This window comes from Pseudomonas sp. WS 5079 (assembly GCF_012985465.1).
Classification (GTDB): Bacteria; Pseudomonadota; Gammaproteobacteria; order Pseudomonadales; family Pseudomonadaceae; genus Aquipseudomonas.
This window is the reverse complement of record NZ_JAAQWN010000002.1, coordinates 866,091-885,543: the sequence shown is the minus strand read 5'-3', so window position 1 is coordinate 885,543 and position 19,453 is coordinate 866,091. Positions and strand designations below refer to the sequence as shown.

The following is a 19,453-nucleotide window of genomic DNA, read 5'->3' as shown; positions in this document are numbered from 1 at the left end:
GAATGAACCATGCGTCATCGTAAAAGTGGTCGTCACCTGAGCCGTACCAGCTCGCACCGCAAGGCCATGTTTCAAAACATGGCGGTGTCGCTGTTCGAGCACGAGCTGATTAAAACTACACTGCCGAAAGCCAAAGAACTGCGTCGCGTTGCTGAGCCGCTGATCACTTTGGCCAAGACAGACAGCCTGGCTAACCGCCGTCTGGCTTTCGACCGTACTCGCTCGAAAGCTATCGTTGGTAAGCTCTTCAACGACCTGGGCAAGCGCTACGCTACCCGTGAGGGTGGCTACCTGCGCATCCTCAAATGCGGTTTCCGCACTGGCGACAACGCGCCTATGGCGTACGTCGAGTTGGTTGATCGTGCTACTGCTGGCGAAGCTGTATCCGCCGAGTAAGACGACAGTCTGCTACGAAAAACCGGGCCTAGTGCCCGGTTTTTTGTGGGCGATAGAAAAGTTCATGACGGGTATTGATTGAATTTTGGCTATGCGAGCCAAGTCATCGTTAGTAATTAACTATCGATAAGCATGATTTAATAAATTTGATGGTGTCATCTTCCTGGTCAATACTCCCTCCAAGCCGATTAGCCGGCAGTTCCAAGACTGACCTGAGGAGATTGAGCATGAGCCAGAATAAAACCCTTACAACCGCCAGCGGTGCTCCCGTTGCCGATAACCAGAATTCCCGTTCCGCAGGTCCGCGTGGCCCGCTGTTGCTCGACGACTTTCATCTGATCGAGAAGCTTGCCCATTTCAACCGCGAAAACATCCCAGAGCGTCGTGTACACGCCAAAGGCTCGGGAGCCTATGGCACGTTCACGGTCACCAAGGACATCACCCAGTACACTAGCGCCAAGCTGTTTGACGCTGTTGGCAAGCAGACGCCAACCTTCCTGCGTTTCTCGACAGTGGGTGGCGAGCGCGGCTCCGCAGATACCGAGCGCGACCCACGTGGCTTCGCATTGAAGTTCTACACCGAAGAAGGCAACTGGGACATCGTTGGCAACAATACCCCGGTATTCTTTATCCGTGACCCGCTGAAATTCCCCGATTTCATCCACACCCAAAAGCGCCTGCCGCAAAGCAACCTGAAAAGTGCGCAGATGATGTGGGACTTCTGGTCGCATTCGCCTGAGGCGCTCCACCAGGTCACCATCCTGTTCTCGGACAGGGGTATCCCGGACGGCTACCGCCACATGCATGGCTTTGGTAGCCACACCTACAGCTTGATCAACGCCAATGGCGAGCGTCACTGGGTGAAATGGCACTACAAGACCAAGCAAGGCATCAAGAACCTGGCGCCTGCCGATGCTGCGCGCCTGGCCGGTACCGATCCGGATTATGCTCAGCGCGATCTGTTTGGGGCCATCGAGCGCGGCGACTTCCCGAAATGGCGCGTGTGTATCCAGATCATGACTGAGGCCCAGGCCAACGCGCACTACGAGAATCCCTTCGACGTGACCAAAACCTGGTCTCAGAAAGAGTTCCCGTTGATTGAGGTAGGCGAGCTGGAGTTGAACCGCAATCCGCAGAACTACTTCGCCGAAGTGGAGCAAGCCGCGTTCGGTCCAAGCAACATGGTGCCAGGTGTCGGTTTGTCGCCAGATCGCATGCTGCAGGGGCGTGTCTTTGCTTACGCCGATGCGCATCGCTACCGTATCGGGACCAACCATCAGCACCTGCCGGTGAATGCTCCGCGCAGTCCCGTCAATACTTACCAGCGTGACGGTTCCATGGCGTTCGGCAGCAACGGTGGCGCGGCCCCGAACTACGAGCCAAACAGCTACGCCGATGCCCCCAAACAAGCGCCGCAGTACGCAGAACCTGCGCTGGCTCTGAGTGGTGCAGCTGATCGCTACGATCACCGCGAAGACACGGATTACTACAGCCACGCCGGTGCGCTGTTCCGCCTGATGAATGCTGAGCAAAAGGCGCTGTTGATCAACAACGTCGCCGGCGCGATGGCGGGTGTTTCCAGCGATGTGGTTCAGCGTCAGTTGCAGCACTTTTTCAAGGCCGATCCGGCGTATGGAGAAGGGATCGCAACTGCACTGGGTGTATCGCTTAACTAACTCTAAGTGATAAGCAGAACCGCCCTCATTTGGGCGGTTTTTGCGTTATTTCAGCTACTTTTCTCCGAAAAACATCACTTTTATGCCGTTCATCCCGTGACCTGCGGGTCCGCTTGGTTCAAACTACAGTCTTTCAAGTAGGGAGATGTAGGGCGATGCAAGGTCACCCCGACGTAATCGATTACCTCAACACGTTGCTGACGGGCGAACTGGCAGCTCGTGACCAATATTTCATTCACTCGCGTATGTACGAAGACTGGGGCTTTACCGAGCTCTACGAGCGTATCAATCACGAAATGGAAGAAGAGGCACAGCACGCCGACGCGCTGATGCGCCGTATCCTGATGCTCGAAGGCACGCCGCGTATGCGTCCTGACGACCTGGATACCGGTACCACTGTGCCTGAGATGCTCGCCAGCGACTTGCGCCTGGAATACAAAGTTCGTGCAGCACTGTGCAAAGGCATTGAGCTTTGCGAGAAGCACAATGACTACGTGACCCGGGAAATCCTGCGCGTACAGTTGAACGATACTGAAGAAGATCACACCTACTGGCTGGAAAAGCAGTTGGGTCTGATCAAATTGATCGGCCTGGAAAATTACCTGCAATCGCAGTTCTGATTCCGCCGGCAATAAAAAAGCCCCTGTCACCGCTACGGTGACAGGGGCTTTTTGTTGGGCCTGAAGAGTCAGGCCCGGTCGCGCGCCAGCAACGGCTTCAGATAGTAGCCCGTGTGGGATTGCGGCATCTCGGAGACCTGCTCCGGCGTACCCACCGCAATAATCTGCCCACCCTTGGAGCCGCCTTCCGGCCCCAGGTCCACCAGCCAGTCGGCCGTCTTGATCACATCCAGGTTGTGTTCGATCACCACCACGGTGTTGCCGTGGTCGCGCAGGCGATGCAGCACGTCGAGCAATTGCTGGATATCCGCGAAGTGCAGGCCGGTGGTCGGTTCATCGAGGATATACAGGGTCTTGCCGGTATCGCGCTTGGACAGCTCGCGAGACAGCTTCACCCGCTGCGCCTCGCCACCGGACAGCGTGGTCGCCGACTGCCCCAGCTTGATATACGACAAGCCCACGTCCATCAGGGTCTGGAGTTTGCGCGCCAAGGCCGGCACCGCGTCAAAGAACACCCGCGCTTCCTCGATAGTCATCTCAAGGGTTTCGTGGATGTTCTTGCCCTTGTACTTGATCTCCAGGGTTTCGCGGTTGTAGCGCTTGCTCTTGCACACATCGCACGGAACGTAGATGTCCGGCAAAAAGTGCATCTCGACCTTGATCAGGCCGTCGCCCTGGCAAGCTTCGCAGCGCCCACCCTTGACGTTGAAGGAAAACCGCCCAGGCCCATAACCACGGGAGCGGGACTCCGGCACACCGGCGAACAGTTCGCGTATCGGCGTGAACAGCCCGGTATAGGTCGCCGGGTTGGAGCGGGGAGTGCGACCAATCGGGCTCTGGTCGATATCCACTACTTTATCCAGCAGCTCCAGGCCCTTGATGCTGTCATGGGCGGCTGCTTCCAGGGTGGTGGCACCGTTCAATGCCGTGGCGCTGAGGGGGAAGAGGGTGTTGTTGATCAGGGTCGACTTGCCTGAACCGGATACACCGGTCACGCATGTCAGCAGGCCCAGGGGGATTTCCAGGTCGACATTGCGCAGGTTGTTACCGCGCGCGCCCTTGAGGTGCAGTGCCTGTTTTTTATTCCGTGGGGTACGTTTGGCCGGCACCTCGATTTTTACCCGGCCAGACAGGTACTTGCCGGTCAGCGAGTCCGGGTGGGCCATGACTTCGGCCGGGGTGCCCTGGGCAACAATATGCCCGCCATGCACGCCCGCACCGGGACCGATATCGACCACGTAGTCCGCGAGGCGAATGGCGTCCTCATCGTGTTCGACCACAATCACCGTGTTGCCGATGTCGCGCAGGTGCTTGAGCGTGCCCAGCAAGCGATCATTGTCGCGCTGGTGCAGGCCGATGGACGGCTCGTCGAGGATGTACAGCACGCCCACCAGGCCGGCGCCGATCTGGCTGGCCAGGCGAATGCGCTGGGCCTCGCCGCCGGACAGGGTGTCGGCACTGCGATCCAGGGACAGATAGTCCAGGCCCACGTTGACCAGGAACTGCAGGCGCTCGCGGATTTCCTTGAGGATCTTGTCGGCAATCTCGCCACGTCGCCCGGTCAGCTTCAGTACGGCGAAGTATTCGCAGGCATCACCGATCGGCAGGTTGGTCACCGCCGGCAGGGTCTTCTCGCCGACCCACACGTGGCGGGCCTCGCGACGCAAGCGGGTGCCGCGGCAATCCGGGCAGGGCTGGGTGCTGAGGAACTTGGCCAGTTCCTCGCGCACGCTGGCCGACTCGGTTTCCCGATAGCGGCGCTCCAGGTTGGGCACGATGCCTTCGAACGGGTGGGAGCGCTTGACGATGTCGCCACGGTCGTTCAGGTACTTGAAGTCGACGTTCTGTGAGCCGCTGCCATGGAGGATGACTTTCTGTTGCTCGGCCGGCAGTTCGTTGAACGGCACTTCCAGGCTGAATTTATAGTGGGCAGCCAATGACCCGAGCATCTGGAAGTAATACACATTGCGCCGGTCCCAGCCACGTATCGCGCCTTCCGCCAGTGTCAGGTCACCATTGACCAGGCGCTTGATGTCGAAGAACTGCTTGACCCCCAACCCATCACAGGTCGGGCAGGCGCCGGCCGGGTTGTTGAAGGAGAACAGCTTGGGCTCCAGCTCGCTGATGGCATGGCCGCAGATCGGGCAGGCGAAGCGCGCGGAGAAGATGATTTCTTCGCCTGGCTCGTCGTCCATCGGCGCCACCAGGGCGATACCGTCCGCCAGTTTCAGCGCGGTCTCGAACGACTCCGCCAGACGTTGCTGCAGATCGGCGCGCACCTTGAAACGGTCGACCACCACATCAATGGTGTGCTTCTTCTGTTTATCCAGCTTTGGTGCTTCATCCAGCTCATAGAGCTTGCCGTTGATCCGGGCGCGGACAAAACCCTGGGCGCGCAGCTCTTCGAACACCGACAGGTGCTCGCCCTTGCGCTCGCGAATTACCGGGGCCAACAGCATCAGCTTGGCGCCTTCCGGCTGGGCCAGCACCAGGTCGACCATCTGGCTGACGGTCTGCGCTTCCAGAGGGATGTCGTGGTCCGGGCAGCGCGGAATACCGACGCGTGCGTACAGCAGGCGCAGGTAATCGTAGATTTCGGTGATGGTGCCCACGGTGGAGCGCGGGTTGTGGGAGGTCGATTTCTGTTCGATGGAAATGGCTGGCGACAGGCCTTCAATGGTGTCGACATCAGGCTTTTCCATCATCGACAGGAACTGCCGGGCGTAGGCCGACAGCGACTCCACATAGCGACGCTGGCCTTCGGCATACAGCGTATCGAACGCCAGCGACGACTTGCCGGACCCGGACAAGCCGGTGATGACAATCAGTTTGTCCCGGGGCAGGGTCAGGTCGATGTTCTTCAGGTTGTGGGTTCTAGCCCCACGAATCAGGATCTTGTCCAAGATGGCCTCGCACGGCGGGCGTATAAATAATGCAGGAGTATACGGCTAAAGACTGGATGAATATACACTGTCAATTTGCCCATTTCAGCCTTACATGAAAGCTGCGCGGCAAAGCGCCGCATATACCCTCTCAATCGATGGGACTGGTAGAATCGCCGCCGGTTCACACGAGGTTTTTCCATGCACGATCCCCACAGCGAACGCATGAGTAGCGGCGAGACCCGAGCAGCAAGCGGTCTGGCCCTGGTGTTCGCCTTCCGTATGCTGGGCATGTTCATGGTGTTGCCGGTACTGGCGACCTATGGCATGGACCTCGCTGGCGCGACCCCGGCCCTGATCGGCCTGGCGATTGGCGCCTATGGCCTGACCCAGGCGATTTTCCAGATTCCGTTCGGGATCATTTCCGACCGCATTGGCCGCCGGCCGGTGATCTACCTGGGGTTGATCGTCTTCGCCCTGGGCAGCGTGCTGGCGGCCAATGCCGACTCGATCTGGGGCGTGATCGCCGGACGCATCCTGCAAGGCGCCGGGGCGATTTCCGCGGCGGTGATGGCGCTGCTGTCGGACCTGACCCGCGAACAGCATCGCACCAAGGCCATGGCCATGATCGGCATGACCATCGGTCTTTCGTTTGCCGTTGCGATGGTGGTTGGCCCGCTGTTGACTCGTGCGTTCGGTTTGCACGGCCTGTTCCTGGCCACCGGTGGCATGGCGCTGTTCGGCATCCTGATCGTGGCCTTTATGGTGCCGCGCTCCACCGGGCCGCTGCAGCACCGTGAGTCGGGCGTGGCCAAACAGGCGCTGCTGCCGACGCTCAAGCACCCCGACCTGTTGCGCCTGGATTTAGGTATCTTCGTATTGCACGCCATGCTGATGTGCAGCTTCGTCGCCTTGCCCCTGGCGCTGGTGGAAAAGGCCGGGTTGCCCAAGGAGCAGCACTGGTGGGTCTACCTGACCGCGTTGCTGATTTCGTTCTTCGCCATGATCCCGTTCATCATCTACGGCGAGAAGAAACGCAAAATGAAACGAGTTTTGCTCGGCGCCGTCGCGACATTGATGCTCACTGAACTATTCTTCTGGCAGTTCGGCGACAGCCTACGGGCGCTGGTAATCGGCACGGTGGTGTTTTTCACCGCGTTTAACCTGCTGGAGGCGTCACTGCCTTCGCTGATCAGTAAAGTTTCACCGGCGGGCGGCAAGGGCACGGCGATGGGGGTGTATTCCACCAGCCAATTCCTCGGTTCGGCGCTGGGCGGCATCATGGGCGGCTGGATGTTCCAGCATGGCGGTTTGTCGGTTGTGTTCCTCGGATGCGCCGGGCTGGCTGCACTTTGGCTGGTCTTTGCTGTTACCATGCGCGAACCTCCCTACGTCACAAGCCTGCGTTTGCCGCTATCGCCCGAGGCGATCCGTGAAAGCGGTCTGGTAGAGCGCCTGAAGGCCGTCGTAGGGGTAACAGATGCAGTCGTGGTCGCTGAAGAGGCGGCCATTTACATCAAATTGGACACCGAACTATTGGATCGCGCGACGCTCGAGCAACTGGTAAATCCAGTGCCGACAGCGCGCCCAGCCTAGGAGAACGTTATGGCCCGTGGGGTTAACAAAGTCATATTGGTCGGTACATGCGGCCAGGATCCCGAAGTTCGCTACTTGCCTAACGGTAACGCCGTGACCAACCTGAGTCTGGCGACCAGCGAACAGTGGACTGACAAGCAGACTGGCCAGAAGGTCGAGAAAACCGAATGGCACCGTGTGTCGATGTTCGGCAAGGTCGCAGAGATCGCCGGTGAATACCTGCGCAAGGGTTCGCAGGTCTACATCGAAGGCAAACTGCAGACCCGCGAGTGGGAAAAAGACGGCATCAAGCGTTACACCACTGAAATCGTGGTCGACATGCAAGGCACCATGCAACTGCTGGGCGGCCGTCCACAGGGCGACCAACAGGGCCAGGGTGGCATGTCCAACTCGGCGCCGCGTCCACAGCAGTCCCGTCCGCAGCCAAGCCAGCAGCCAAGCCAGCAGCCACAGCGTGAGTCGCGTCCAGCGCCACAGCAGGCGGCACCGCAGCCAGCGGCTGACTTCGATAGCTTTGATGATGATATTCCGTTCTAGGGCCACCTCGGCACGGACTATCCAGTAACACCAGGAACCCCCGCTGGCATTTGCCTCGGGGGTTTCTTGTTTTTGAGTGGGCAAAGTCCCGAGCCCTGGCATTTGTCCCTGGGCGCCACAAGACTTAGGCTGTAGCGCATTCCCTTACCCAAGAAGGAAGCCCCGATGACCTGGTCTGCCAAGCAGTATTCGATGTTTGAACAACAGCGCACCCGTCCCGTCCAAGACCTGGTCGCCGCCATCCCCGCGGGCGATGTGCGAACGGCGGTCGACCTGGGTTGTGGCCCGGGCAATTCCACCGAGGTGTTGGCCGGGCGTTTCCCCCAGGCGACGATTACCGGCTTGGACAGCTCGCAGGACATGCTGGTTAGTGCCCGCGAGCGGTTGCCGGCACTTAACTTTGAATTGGCCGATATCGGCGCCTGGAAGCCTGCGCAACAGTTCGATGTGATCCTCGCCAACGCCTCACTGCAATGGGTGCCGGACCACACCAGCCTTTATCCACACCTGGTGGCGCAATTGACGCCGGGCGGGACGCTGGCGGTGCAAACCCCGGATAACCTCAACGAGCCGGCTCACCGCCTGGCCCGTGAGGTGGCAGCGCAAGGCCCTTGGGCGGGCAAGATCGGCGCGGTCAAACATGAAGCGCGTCACCCGGCGAGTTATTACTACGAGTTGTTGAGCAAACATTGCAGCACCGTGGATGTATGGCACACCACCTATTACCACCCGCTCACCGGTCATGAGGCGGTGGTGGAGTGGTTCAAGGGCACGGGCTTGCGGCCATTCCTGGCGCCGCTGGATGAGGCCGCGAAAGGCGCCTTCCTCGACGCCTACCTGGCGCGCATCCGCGAGGCTTACCCGGCCCTGGCCGATGGCACAGTGTTGCTACCGTTTCCACGGCTGTTCATTATCGCTACGCGCTGACAGTCTTCAGGAACTCATCCGCCGACACCACGCTGGCATAGGCAAATGCCAGCGATGCCATGTAGGCATCATGTACCTGGGCGGCGGCAATGGTCTTGCCATTGAATTCCAGGTCGCGCGTGGCACAGGCGTCATGGATCACCGTCACGTTGTAGCCGTAGTCCGCTGCTGCCCGAACCACTGCGTCAATGCACATGTGGCTCATGCTGCCGACCACCACCAGGTCGGTGATGCTGTGTTGTTCCAGCACCTCGCGCAGGTTGGTTTGGCGAAACGCATTTACAAAATGCTTGAGCACCACCGGCTCGTCGTTTTCGTTCTGCACCTTGGCATGTATATGTGCGCCTTCGGAGCCTGGGGTGAAGAAGGGCGCATCCTCGGAGGTGAACTCATGGCGCACGTGGATCACCGCGTCGCCGGCCTGGCGAAATGCCTGGAGCACCTGTTGCGCCTTGTCGGCCGCCGCTTCCACGCCGGTCAATGGCCACTTGCCCTGGGGGAAGTAGTCGTTCTGGATATCGATTAGGATAAGTGCTTGCTTGGCCATGTGTATGTTCTCGTGATGGGTTGATGCGCCCAGTATCGTGACTGGCGCGTGGCACGGGGATTGGCCGTACCGACAATAACAGGGGGAAAACTGACAATGGCTCTGGAACGCTCGATCGTCGAGCTCGGCGTGCTGATTTATCGCGGTGCGCAGATGGCCGCAGTACATGGCTTGACCGACTTGTTTGGCGTCGCCAATCGCATTGCCGCCGAGCATCAGAGCCAGCAGTTGCCCTTGTTACGTGTCAGCCACTGGCAGGTCAATGACGATGGTACCCCTGTTCGAGGTTTCGACAGCCAGCCCGGTCCCGATCAACCCTTGATGGCCGTGCTGGTGCCGCCGTCGATTGGCGAGTTTTGCGAAGAGCAGGCGCCGCCCGCGCTGCTGCACTGGCTGCGCGAGCAGCATGCGACCGGCACCGTGCTGGGGGGCGTATGCATCGGTTCGATCATGCTGGCGCGCAGTGGTTTGCTCGATGGGCGCAGCGCCACCACCCACTGGTCTTCGGCCAACACCTTCGCCAGCCGGTTTCCTGCGGTGCGCCTGGAGGCCGACAAACCCATAGTGGACGACGGCGACTTGATCACCACCGCCGGGCTGATGGCCTGGTCCGAACTGGGCCTGCGCCTGGTCGACCGTCTCATGGGCCCCAGCATCGCCGCCGACACCGCGCGCTTTCTGGTGATTGAACACAGCGACAGCGCCAGCCAGTGCGGCAGCAATTTTGCACCGATTCTCAGCCATGGTGACGGAGCGATCCTCAAGGTCCAGCACGCGTTGCAGGCCAGTGGTGCGGTGGATGTCTCGCTTGCGGCGATGGCCCAGGCGGCCGGCCTGGAAGAGCGCACCTTCCTGCGCCGTTTTCGCAATGCCACCGGCTTGAAACCCACCCAATACTGCCAGCACCTGCGGGTCGGCAAGGCGCGGCAGATGCTTGAGTTCACCAATACCACCATTGATCAGATTGCCTGGACCGTGGGTTATCAAGACCCGAGCGCCTTTCGCGCGATCTTCAAGAAAATCACCGGCCTTGCGCCCAGCGATTACCGCAACCGATTTGGCGTGAAGGCCCCCGCTTGATTGCCGGAAACGCCACCCCACCAATGTGGGCACGAGCAAGCCCGCCGCCACATTTTTGATCGCCTGCGCGCCCTGGATCGTGCAGAACGCCGGCCGCTCCATCGCCCTTCGTGCAAAATGAAGCAGGCCAAATGCCACTGCTCTTCCCCTAACCGCTTGATCCACCAACCCTTTGCCTGGGCCGCGCCTTGGCCTGATCCCTGCAACCTTTGCGCTACACACCCGCAAGCCTTGCCCAAGGGGGACGCATGACCCCGACCAACCGCAAAAAAATCGTGGTGGCGCACTCGGTCCGGCCCGATGCCCCGCTCCATGAAGTGGAAAGCAACCGCGCCCTCGCTCGCTGGCTGGCGCAGATCCTCGGGCTCGACTACGGCGGCAGCTACAGCGCCGAGCTGCATGCCCATACCGATCTGTACTTGCTGCCTACCCAGACCCTGGTCGGGCCGGCCCAGGCACTCAGCCTGGGGGTGAAGGGACCGGAGGATTTGTGGGGCGGTTATGTGGACCACGATTTCATCTGCACCAAGGCCATCACCCATGGCTTGCATGACACGGCTGCCCTGGCGCCCGAGGGTTGGTCGCCGCTGTTTGCCGAGCGGGTGCGCGCCGTGGTGCTCGACGGCTGGAGTGTGTATGGCGTGGAAGATGCCCGCGCTGCCGCCATCCAGTTGCTGGCGCTCGGGCCGATTCGCCTGAAGCCGGTACATGCTTGCGCCGGTCGTGGTCAGGAGGTGGTCGACAACCTCGAGCAATTGCATGCAATCCTCGCCCGTGCCGATGCAGCGCAGCTGTTCGACCAAGGCGTGGTGCTGGAGCAAGACCTGCAGGACGTAGTGACCCACAGTGTCGGCCAGAGCTTTATCGGCGGGCATGTATTCAGTTACTGCGGCGAGCAGTACCTGACCCAGGACGGGCAGGGCGAGGCGGTCTACGGCGGCTCCGACCTGCTGGTGGTGCCGGGTTATTACGAAGCATTGCTGGCCCTGGCGCTCAACGAGGACGTGCGCCTGGCCATTGAGCAGGCACAAGTCTTCGATAACGCCGCCGATGAGGCCTATCCTGGTTTCTATGCCTCGCGGCGCAATTACGACATCGCCCAGGGCCTGGACAGCCAAGGCCAGCGCCGCAGCGGGGTGCTCGAGCAATCCTGGCGCATGGGCGGTGCCAGCAGCGCGGAGGTGGCGGCATTGCAGAGTTTTATCAACGACCCCGGCCTGCGTGCGATTCGCGTCTCGTCCGTAGAGACCTATATCGAGCAGTCCTTGCCCGCCAATGCCATCGAGATTTATCGCGGCCCGGCAGAAAACAGCGACTTTCTTCTCAAGTACGTAACGGTCAAATCCTATGACGGCTAGAAGCGAAACCATCACCATTGATATCGACGACGAACAGATGAGCGCCACCTTCCTCAGTCCCAAGTCAAAAGTGCCAGGGGTGTTGTTTGTGCATGGCTGGGGCGGTAGCCAGGAGCGTGACCTGGAACGGGCCAAGGGCATCGCCGGCCTTGGCTGTGTGTGCCTGACCTTTGACCTGCGCGGGCATGCTGGCAACGGCATTCCCTTGTCGCGGGTCACCCGGGACGACAACCTGCGGGACTTGCTGGCGGCCTATGATCGACTGCTGGCGCACCCGGCCATCGATACCTCGGCGGTGGCGGTGGTGGGCACCAGTTATGGTGGCTACCTGGCGGCGATCCTCACCTCATTGCGCCCGGTGCGCTGGCTCGCACTGCGGGTGCCGGCGCTGTATCGCGACCAGCAATGGCACACCCCCAAGCGCGACCTGGATAAAGCCGACCTGATGGATTACCGCAGTACCCTGGTGCAGGCCGAGACCAATCGCGCGCTGCACGCCTGCGCTGCATTTACCGGGGATGTGCTGATTGTCGAATCACAAACGGATGACCATGTGCCCCACGCCACCATCATGAGCTACCGGGCTGCGTGCCAGCAGACCCATTCGCTGACGCACCGGATCATCGACGGTGGCGATCATTCATTGAGCGACCCGGTATCCCAGCAGGCCTACACCTCGATCCTGGTGGACTGGATCACCGAGATGGTGGTGGGCGAGCGGTTGAGCATCATCCAATCCCAATGATGCGTTTCACGCCGGTGTTTTTTTCACCCGCAAGGCCTTGGCCTTCGCCTCCACCGCGAGGTACATCACCAGGGCGATCAGCAGCGGCAAGATAAAATAGATCGCCCGGTAGGCAATCAAACCGGCGAGCAAGCTGCCCCGTGAGGCCTCATGTTGCAGCAGCGCGATAAACACCGCCTCCAGCACGCCAAGGCCGGCCGGAATGTGGGTGACCACGCCGGCAATCGCACTGATCAGCAACACCCCCAGCACCAGCGGGTAGTCCAGCTTCGCCGGCAACAAGGTGAAAATCACCGCTGCCATCAGCGACCAGTTCAGCGCGCCGAGCGCCAGTTGCAGGCACGCCATGCGTAGCGACGGCAGGTTGATCTCGATCCCGCGAATCGACCAGGCGCGCTTCTTCGAGAACTGACAGGCAGCCAGATAGCCGAGGCTTGCCAATACCAGCAACACCCCGACACCTTGCAACGCGCCACTACTGAGCTTCCAGCCCGGCGGCATGGTCACCAGGCCGCTGCTGAACACCACGCCGGCCAGGGCCATATAGCCAAACCAATTGGTGGCCAGGCTCAAGCCAAGGATTTTCGCGATGTTGCCGTTGCTCACCCCCAGCCGTGAATACAGCCGATAGCGCATGGCAATCCCGCCGACCCAGGCGCTGAGGTTGAGGTTGAACGCATAGCTGATGATGCCCACCGGCAGGATCTGTTTCCAGCGCAAGGGTTGGCGGATGTAGGTTCGGCCAATCAGGTCAAAGCACGCATACACGAGGAAACTGCACAGGGTCAGCCCGGCTGCGATCCCCAGGGTGCGCAGCTTGAAGTCGCCGAGGGTGTCGAACACTTCGCTCCAGTCGATACGCCGCGCGAGCAGGGTAAACAGCACAATCAGCAGCACAAAGAACGCGACGGTCAGCGGCTTCTTCCAGCGTTTGAACGCATGGGGGCGGGCATCATCCGCGCGGGCTTGGCTCATGGATGCACAAAGGGTTTCAAACGCGGTTTATGCGCGGGCAGCCAGCCGGTCCAGGCCGGGAAATGGCGCAGCACATGGAACACCACAAACCCCACGGTCACCCGCCACAACCAGCCGCGGGGGCTGCGGTTTTCCGGCATGGTCTTGCAGTGGTTGCGGCTCAGGTCTTGCAGGCGCTCGAACAACAGTTGATTGAACCCTCGGTCACGAATCAGCACGTTGGCTTCCAGGTTCAGCGACAGGCTCAACGGGTCGAGGTTGCTCGAGCCCACGGTGCTCCATTGCTCATCCACCAGGGCCACCTTGCCGTGCAGTGGGCGCTGGCAATACTCGTGGATCACCACGCCTTCCTTGAGCAGATAGTCGTAGAGCATGCGCGCCGCCAGCTTGGCCAGCAGCACGTCCGGCTGGCCCTGCATGATCAACTGCACCTGCACGCCGCGCCGCGCGGCATTGCGCAGTTCCCGTAGCAGGCGATAACCGGGAAAGAAGTAGGCATTGGCGATCACCACGCGCTGGCGGGCGTGGCGCAGGGCGTGCAGGTAGGCTTCTTCGATATCCGAGCGGTGTTGCAGGTTATCGCGGTAGATCAGGCGCACCAGGCCGTCACCTTCCTCCGCAGCCCAGGCAGGTTGTTGCCGGCGCCGCCAACCGCGCCGCATGCGCACCGGGCGGCCGCTTTGCGCGAGGGCAAAGTGATGCAGGTCCGCCACCACCGGCCCGATCACCTGCACCGCATAATCCTGCTTGGCCTCGGGGCCGAAGTCCGCCAGATGGTCGGCGGAAAAATTGATCCCGCCGATAAACCCCACTGCCGCGTCTACCACCACGATCTTGCGATGCAGGCGGCGAAACCAGTTGGTACGAACCCCCAGGGTCTTGGGCGCCGGGTCGAACATCTGCACCGTGACCCCGGCCTGGGCCAACTCGCCGAGAAACCCGGGGCTCAGTTCGCCGCAGCCAAAGCCATCGAGGCTGACCACCACCTTCACCCCACGCTGCGCGGCTTCGATCAGAATCCCGTGCAATTCATGGCCGACCTTGTCTTCGAACAGAATAAAGGTCTCCAGGAGGATTTCCTGGCGGGCCAGGCGCAGGGCCTCGAACACCTTGGGGAAGTACGCCTCGCCGTTTTCCAGCAATTGCACCTGGTTACCGGCCTGCCAGCCGTAGTCCAGGTCCCTGGCCCTGGCGTCACCCGGTGGCTGGTCGGTGGCGATGTGTTCCACGGCGCTGTTCATAACTCAATCTCCACCGACAGCGGCGCGTGATCCGACAGGTGCGACCAGGGGCGCGCCGTCAGCACTTGCGGCTGATGGGCCTTGAGGTTGCGCACATAAATGCGGTCCAGCGCCAGCAGTGGCAGGCGCGCCGGGAACGTACGCGCCGGCTTGCTGTGGGCCTGCACGAACACTTCCTTAAGGCCGCTGCGGCTCAGGTCGGCCTGCTGGCGCCAGTCATTGAAGTCACCGGCGACAATCAGCGGCGCTTCGCCGGGAATCTCGGCAACCCGCCGGGCCAGTAATTTCAGCTGTTGTTGGCGGTGCACCTCGCGCAAACCCAGGTGCACGCAAATGGCATGTACCTCCTGGCCGGTGCCGGGCAGGCGCAGGATGCAATGCAACAGCCCGCGGCTTTCGTGGCCGCTCTGGGAGATGTCGAGGTTGTCATAGCGGATGATCTGGAATTTCGACAGCAGCGCATTGCCATGGTCACCATGGGGATACACCGCGTTGCGCCCGTAGGCGAACTGCGGCCAGATGCTGTCGGCGAGAAACTCATACTGGGGCATGCTCGGCCAGTTGCTGTAGCGCCGGGGATGGTGCTCATGGGTGCCGTGCACCTCCTGCAGGAACACCACGTCGGCCGCCACACCGCGCACCGCCTCGCGCAACTCCGGCAGGATGAAGCGTCGATTGAGGGCAGTGAAGCCCTTGTGGGTATTGACCGTCAGCACCTTGAAGCGGGTGATGGCAGCGCTGGGCGTGACAGGCACCCATTCTGGAATCACAGCCATGGTGGCTCCCGTGGGTTGGCGGGGCAGTGGCCTCCGTTCGTTAACGGCTGACTGTGGTGCTAGCGCGAAAGTTTCGACGATCCTACCAACGGCACTCCCTCTGAAGGCGCCTGAGCCTTGTGCCGTCAATCGCGCAGCGCGTGCCACAGATTGAAGAGGAAGCAGCGCCACTCAACGCCACTTAGTAAGTGACGGTTGCGCTACAAACCCGCAAAATGCAACGATTCTGGCAAATACTAACGGCACGGCATCAACGCCTGTCGATAATAGCCATCGTTCCAAACAGACCGGGCCTGCTCAATCTATGCGAATGCGCCTTATGTTACTGGGCGGCGGGAATGCCCTCGGGCAGGCGCTGATTCGCCTCGGTGCAGAGGAAGATATCGGTTTCCTCGCCCCGCGCCCGCCACAAGACGGCTGGGATGCCGCCAGCCTTACCCAATTGCTCGACGACACCCGTCCCGATGCCTTGATCAATCTCGCCTACTATTTCGACTGGTTCCAGGCCGAAAGCGTGAACGAGGCGCGCCTGGCCGGGCAGGAATCTGCTGTCGAGCGCCTGGCGGAACTGTGCCAGCACCACAACATCACCCTGCTGCAACCGTCCAGCTATCGGGTGTTCGATGGCTCGCGCGCCACCGCCTACAGCGAAAAAGACGAACCCGTGCCCCTGGGCCTGCGCGGCCAGGCGTTGTGGCGCATTGAGCAAAGCGTACGCGCGACCTGCCCGCAACATGTGCTGCTGCGCTTTGGCTGGTTGCTCGATGACAGTGTCGACGGCGCGCTCGGGCGTTTCCTGGCGCGTGCCGAGAAACCCGAGGAGTTGTTGTTGGCCGACGATCGACGGGGCAACCCGACGCCGGTAGACGATGCGGCACGGGTGATTATCTCGGTGCTCAAGCAGCTCGATTGTGCGGCGCCGCTGTGGGGCACCTACCATTACGCGGGGCAAGAGGCGACCACCCCTGTGGCCCTGGGCCAGGCGATCCTCACCGAAGCGCGTAACTTCCATGCGCTGGCGGTCGAAGCACCGACCGCCCAGGCCCACGCCGCGCGGCCAGATGCCGCCGACGAACCGCAACACGCAGTGCTGGCCTGCAAGAAGATCCTGCATACATTCGGCATCAAGCCACGGGCGTGGCGTGCGGGGCTGCCGGCGTTGCTGGACCGCTTCTACCGGCATCACTAGCTGACAGAACGCAAAAAAAATGTGGAAGCTCGGCTTATGTAGGAGCTGGCTTGCCTGCGATGCAGACACCTCGGTCTATCAAAGACACCGAGGCGATGCTATCGCAGGCAAGCCAGCTCCTACACAAGCCAGCTCCCACATTTTTTGTGGCGTTTATTAAGCCGGGTTTAGAACTTGTAGCCGATACCGACCATGTAGACCATTGGATCCACGTCCACATTGACCTTGGCACGAGTACCCGCCGCCAGGGCGTTGTTGTCCACGGTGGCTTTGGTGCTGATGTCGATGTAGCGCACCTGGCCGTTGATCATCCACTTGTCGTTGATCATGTAGTCCGCACCGATCTGCGCGGCCCAACCCCAGGAGTTCTCGGCCTTGAAGTTGCTGAAGCCTTCGCCCTGGGCGCGGCTGCCGACGTGTTCGTCATAGATCCAGGTGTAGTTGATACCGGCACCGACGTAGGGCTGGAACGCCGACTTGCTGTCCAGCGGGTAGTACACGACGCTCAGGGTTGGCGGCAGGTGCTTGAGGGTACCGAGCTTGCCGTTGGCGGCGCCGAGGGCGGTGTTCTTGATCTTCACATCATGCTCGAACGGCGTGGCCGCCAGCAGCTCGATACCGACGTGGTTGGTCAGCATGTAGGCGAAGTTGAGGCCCAGTTGCGTGTCGCTGCTCATGGTCGCCTTGCCGCCCAGGTTGGTGCCGGCCAATGGACCCTGGTCAACCTTGACACTGCCGCTGTCGGCCTTTGGGTTAACGGTGATGGCACCGGCGCGAACGAGGATGTCGCCAGCTTCGTGGGCGTGGGCGAGAGGGGCGGCGAGTGCAAGCGCGAAGAGGGAAGCGCTGAGCAGTGACTTGTGCATGGGTGGCTCCAAAGGACGTTTTTAGTTGGCTGTGTCCAATGGTAAAGATCGCTGCGGCGGGGCTTTTGACTCAGCTCAATGAAACGGTGATCAGCCAAGTCCGCCGCCAATCAACAGTGTGGGCGCGGGCTTGCCCGCGATTGCAGACTGTCAGTCGCTGCATTTGTCGCTGACCCACCGCCACCGCGGCGATGCGGCGACCCGACAAGCCCGTTCCCACACAAGCCCCACATTTGATTGGTGGTGCTATTCCGGCAACTCATAGATGTAGATCTTCTCGGCCTCCATCTGATAGCCAGCATCTGCCAATTCGCTGGTGGACGGCTTGACCTGCATCTGCCCTTCGATCCAGTACGGCTGGTACAGCTCTTCCAGCTTCACGCCGATCTCGCTGCGCACATGCACGATCTGGTTCGACGGCGGTGGCGGCACATGGATGCAGGCGCCGAAGTACGGTACCAGCAGGAACTCGGTGGTGCGGCCTGCCTCGCTGACCTCCAGCGGCACGATATAACCCGGCAGGCGGATATGCTGGCCGTTCAGCGTGGCCACCACTGGCGCATTGGGCAAGTCCTGCCTGGCCGCTGGCGCGGCTTCCGCCGACAGGGCGTCGGCCATGTTCGACAGGTCGTGCAGCGGCGTCATATTCGGCACTTCCACCGGCGCATCCGGCGGAATCATTTCTTGCCACGACAAGTCCCGGGGCGCCTCGGCCCAGGCGGGCAGGGCCGCCATCAATAACAGCGCAAGCAGGGCACGGCGCATCAAAGCCTTCCTCATAAACGGATCGACAGACCATCGGCCAACGATTGGCGATAGGCGCGCCAGGCCGGCACGCTGCCCATCAGCAGGGCAGCGGCCAGGATACCGGCGAGCAGCGTCCATTCATACGGGCTGGGCAGCGCCAGCGGCAGGTCCAGGCCGTAAGTGGCCTGCAAATAGCCACGGGACGCGGCGATGCACACATACAGCAGGCCGACCCCCGCGACCACTCCGGCCAGTGCCAGGGCGAACGCCTCGAAAACCAGCAGGCTCGCAATGTGCCACGGCCGTGCGCCCACTGAGCGCAGGATCGCCATTTCCCGGCGGCGCTCGTTGAGGCTGGTGAGGATTGCGGTGAGCATGCCGATCAACCCGGTCAGCACGACAAACAGCGAGATCACGAACAGCGCTTTTTCGGCGGTGCCCATCATGCTCCACAGCTCTTGCAGGGCCACGCCGGGGAGGATCGCCAGCATCGGCTCGCCACGGAATTCGTTGATCTGCCGTTGCAGGGCAAAGGTCGAAATCTTGTTGTTCAGCCCCAGCATAAACGCGGTGATGGCTTGCGGCGTGAGGTCCATGTTACGCGCCTGGTCGGCACTGATCCGGCCCTTGCCCTGGGCCGGCACGCCGTTGTGCCAGTCGATGTGGATCGCCTCCATGCCGCCGAGGCTGATGTGCAGCGTGCGGTCCACCGGGGTGCCGGTGCGTTGCAGGATACCGACCACGGTGAACGGCTTGTCATCGTGCTTGACCAGGCTGACCACCGCCACGCCGTGGGCCAGCACCAGCTTGTCTCCGAGCGTGTAGTGCAGGGCGTCGGCCACTTCGGCGCCGAGCACCACTTCAAACGGGTCGGTATCAAACGCGCGGCCACTGGCCAATTGCAGGTTTTGCTTGCGGCCGTACTGGTAATGCTCGAAGTAGGCCCGAGTGGTGCCCATCACCCGGTAGCCGCGATGGGAGTCGCCGAGGGACATGGGGATCGCCCATTTCACCTGCGGGCTGGCGGCAAAGTGCTCGAAGCTGTCCCAGCGGATGTTGTTGGTGGCGTTGCCAATGCGAAATACCGAGTACAACAGCAGGTTGACCGAGCCGGAACGGGCGCCGACGATCAGGTCGGTGCCGCTGATGGTGCTGGCAAAGCTGGCGCGGGCCTCGGTACGCACGCGCTCTACCGCCAACAACAGGCACACCGACAGGGCGATGGCGAAGGCGGTGAGGATCGCGGTAAAGCGGCGGTTTGCCAGGCTGGCCATGGCTAGACGGAACAAATACAT

Annotated in this window: 18 protein-coding genes; 10 read left to right on the top strand and 8 right to left on the bottom strand. The window is 61.3% G+C overall.

Annotated features, from left to right (window positions below; genetic code table 11):
* The first annotated feature begins 9 nt into the window (after positions 1-9).
* From rplQ to bfr, 3 genes are all read left to right on the top strand, one after another.
* Complete coding sequence (gene rplQ, locus HBO05_RS08615; RefSeq protein ID WP_007918448.1) at positions 10-396, top strand: 50S ribosomal protein L17; 387 nt, start codon at positions 10-12, stop codon at positions 394-396.
* A 227-nt stretch (positions 397-623) separates the two neighbouring features.
* Entirely contained in the window at positions 624-2,072 is a 1,449-nt protein-coding gene (locus tag HBO05_RS08610; RefSeq protein ID WP_172312353.1) for a catalase, read from the top strand.
* Positions 2,073-2,227: 155 nt separating this feature from the next.
* The gene (gene bfr, locus HBO05_RS08605) at positions 2,228-2,692 is read left to right on the top strand and encodes a bacterioferritin (protein ID WP_029299402.1); all 465 of its coding nucleotides are present in this window, start codon (positions 2,228-2,230) and stop codon (positions 2,690-2,692) included.
* A gap of 68 nt (positions 2,693-2,760) precedes the next feature.
* Here bfr and uvrA read toward each other — a convergent pair whose 3' ends face one another.
* Positions 2,761-5,595 carry an excinuclease ABC subunit UvrA gene (uvrA, locus tag HBO05_RS08600; protein ID WP_169951372.1) on the bottom strand — a complete coding sequence of 945 codons (2,835 nt, stop codon included), beginning with the start codon at positions 5,593-5,595 and terminating at the stop codon, positions 2,761-2,763.
* A 180-nt stretch (positions 5,596-5,775) separates the two neighbouring features.
* On the opposite strand from uvrA, the gene HBO05_RS08595 reads away from it, so the two are divergent.
* The 3 genes from HBO05_RS08595 (at position 5,776) to tam (ending at position 8,634) form a co-directional block, all read left to right on the top strand.
* Positions 5,776-7,170 carry an MFS transporter gene (locus HBO05_RS08595; protein ID WP_169951370.1) on the top strand — a complete coding sequence of 465 codons (1,395 nt, stop codon included), beginning with the start codon at positions 5,776-5,778 and terminating at the stop codon, positions 7,168-7,170.
* Between the two features lie 9 nt (positions 7,171-7,179).
* The gene (locus HBO05_RS08590) at positions 7,180-7,707 is read left to right on the top strand and encodes a single-stranded DNA-binding protein (protein WP_172312351.1); all 528 of its coding nucleotides are present in this window, start codon (positions 7,180-7,182) and stop codon (positions 7,705-7,707) included.
* A 165-nt stretch (positions 7,708-7,872) separates the two neighbouring features.
* Positions 7,873-8,634, top strand: a complete 762-nt coding sequence (tam, locus tag HBO05_RS08585) for a trans-aconitate 2-methyltransferase (RefSeq protein ID WP_172312349.1) — start codon at positions 7,873-7,875, stop codon at positions 8,632-8,634.
* Here the strand turns inward: tam and HBO05_RS08580 are convergent.
* Positions 8,624-9,181, bottom strand: coding sequence for a cysteine hydrolase family protein (locus HBO05_RS08580; RefSeq protein WP_172312347.1), 558 nt, complete (start codon positions 9,179-9,181; stop codon positions 8,624-8,626). The genes tam and HBO05_RS08580 overlap by 11 nt on opposite strands.
* Positions 9,182-9,277: 96 nt before the next feature.
* On the opposite strand from HBO05_RS08580, the gene HBO05_RS08575 reads away from it, so the two are divergent.
* The 3 genes from HBO05_RS08575 to HBO05_RS08565 all read left to right on the top strand — a co-directional run bounded on the left by HBO05_RS08575 (position 9,278) and on the right by HBO05_RS08565 (position 12,364).
* On the top strand, positions 9,278-10,261 hold the full coding sequence (locus tag HBO05_RS08575) for a GlxA family transcriptional regulator (RefSeq protein WP_172312345.1): 984 nt from the start codon (positions 9,278-9,280) through the stop codon (positions 10,259-10,261).
* 248 nt (positions 10,262-10,509) lie between these two features.
* The gene (locus HBO05_RS08570) at positions 10,510-11,619 is read left to right on the top strand and encodes a DUF3182 family protein (protein WP_170058491.1); all 1,110 of its coding nucleotides are present in this window, start codon (positions 10,510-10,512) and stop codon (positions 11,617-11,619) included.
* Positions 11,609-12,364 carry an alpha/beta fold hydrolase gene (locus tag HBO05_RS08565; protein ID WP_169951359.1) on the top strand — a complete coding sequence of 252 codons (756 nt, stop codon included), beginning with the start codon at positions 11,609-11,611 and terminating at the stop codon, positions 12,362-12,364. The genes HBO05_RS08570 and HBO05_RS08565 overlap by 11 nt, the downstream gene beginning before the upstream one ends.
* 6 nt (positions 12,365-12,370) lie before the next feature.
* On the opposite strand, the gene HBO05_RS08560 is transcribed toward HBO05_RS08565, so the two are convergent.
* Genes HBO05_RS08560 through HBO05_RS08550 form a run of 3 tightly spaced genes read right to left on the bottom strand, consistent with a single transcriptional unit; the run spans position 12,371 to position 15,356 of the window.
* Positions 12,371-13,339, bottom strand: coding sequence for a lysylphosphatidylglycerol synthase domain-containing protein (locus HBO05_RS08560; protein ID WP_172312343.1), 969 nt, complete (start codon positions 13,337-13,339; stop codon positions 12,371-12,373).
* A complete protein-coding gene (gene clsB / locus HBO05_RS08555) occupies positions 13,336-14,580 on the bottom strand; it encodes a cardiolipin synthase ClsB (RefSeq protein WP_172312341.1) in 1,245 nt (414 codons plus the stop codon). Before clsB ends, HBO05_RS08560 begins: the two co-directional genes overlap by 4 nt.
* Positions 14,577-15,356, bottom strand: a complete 780-nt coding sequence (locus HBO05_RS08550) for an endonuclease/exonuclease/phosphatase family protein (protein ID WP_170058488.1) — start codon at positions 15,354-15,356, stop codon at positions 14,577-14,579. The genes clsB and HBO05_RS08550 overlap by 4 nt, the downstream gene beginning before the upstream one ends.
* Positions 15,357-15,660: 304 nt before the next feature.
* Between HBO05_RS08550 and HBO05_RS08545 the strand changes: the two genes are divergently transcribed.
* Positions 15,661-16,545, top strand: a complete 885-nt coding sequence (locus tag HBO05_RS08545; protein ID WP_169951349.1) for a sugar nucleotide-binding protein — start codon at positions 15,661-15,663, stop codon at positions 16,543-16,545.
* A gap of 167 nt (positions 16,546-16,712) precedes the next feature.
* Here the strand turns inward: HBO05_RS08545 and HBO05_RS08540 are convergent, their stop codons facing one another.
* From HBO05_RS08540 to HBO05_RS08530, 3 genes are all read right to left on the bottom strand, one after another.
* Positions 16,713-17,411, bottom strand: a complete 699-nt coding sequence (locus HBO05_RS08540; RefSeq protein ID WP_029299417.1) for an OmpW family outer membrane protein — start codon at positions 17,409-17,411, stop codon at positions 16,713-16,715.
* 246 nt (positions 17,412-17,657) lie between these two features.
* A complete protein-coding gene (locus HBO05_RS08535) occupies positions 17,658-18,176 on the bottom strand; it encodes a DUF3299 domain-containing protein (RefSeq protein ID WP_169951347.1) in 519 nt (172 codons plus the stop codon).
* 11 nt (positions 18,177-18,187) lie between these two features.
* On the bottom strand, positions 18,188-19,453 hold the full coding sequence (locus HBO05_RS08530; RefSeq protein WP_172312339.1) for an ABC transporter permease: 1,266 nt from the start codon (positions 19,451-19,453) through the stop codon (positions 18,188-18,190).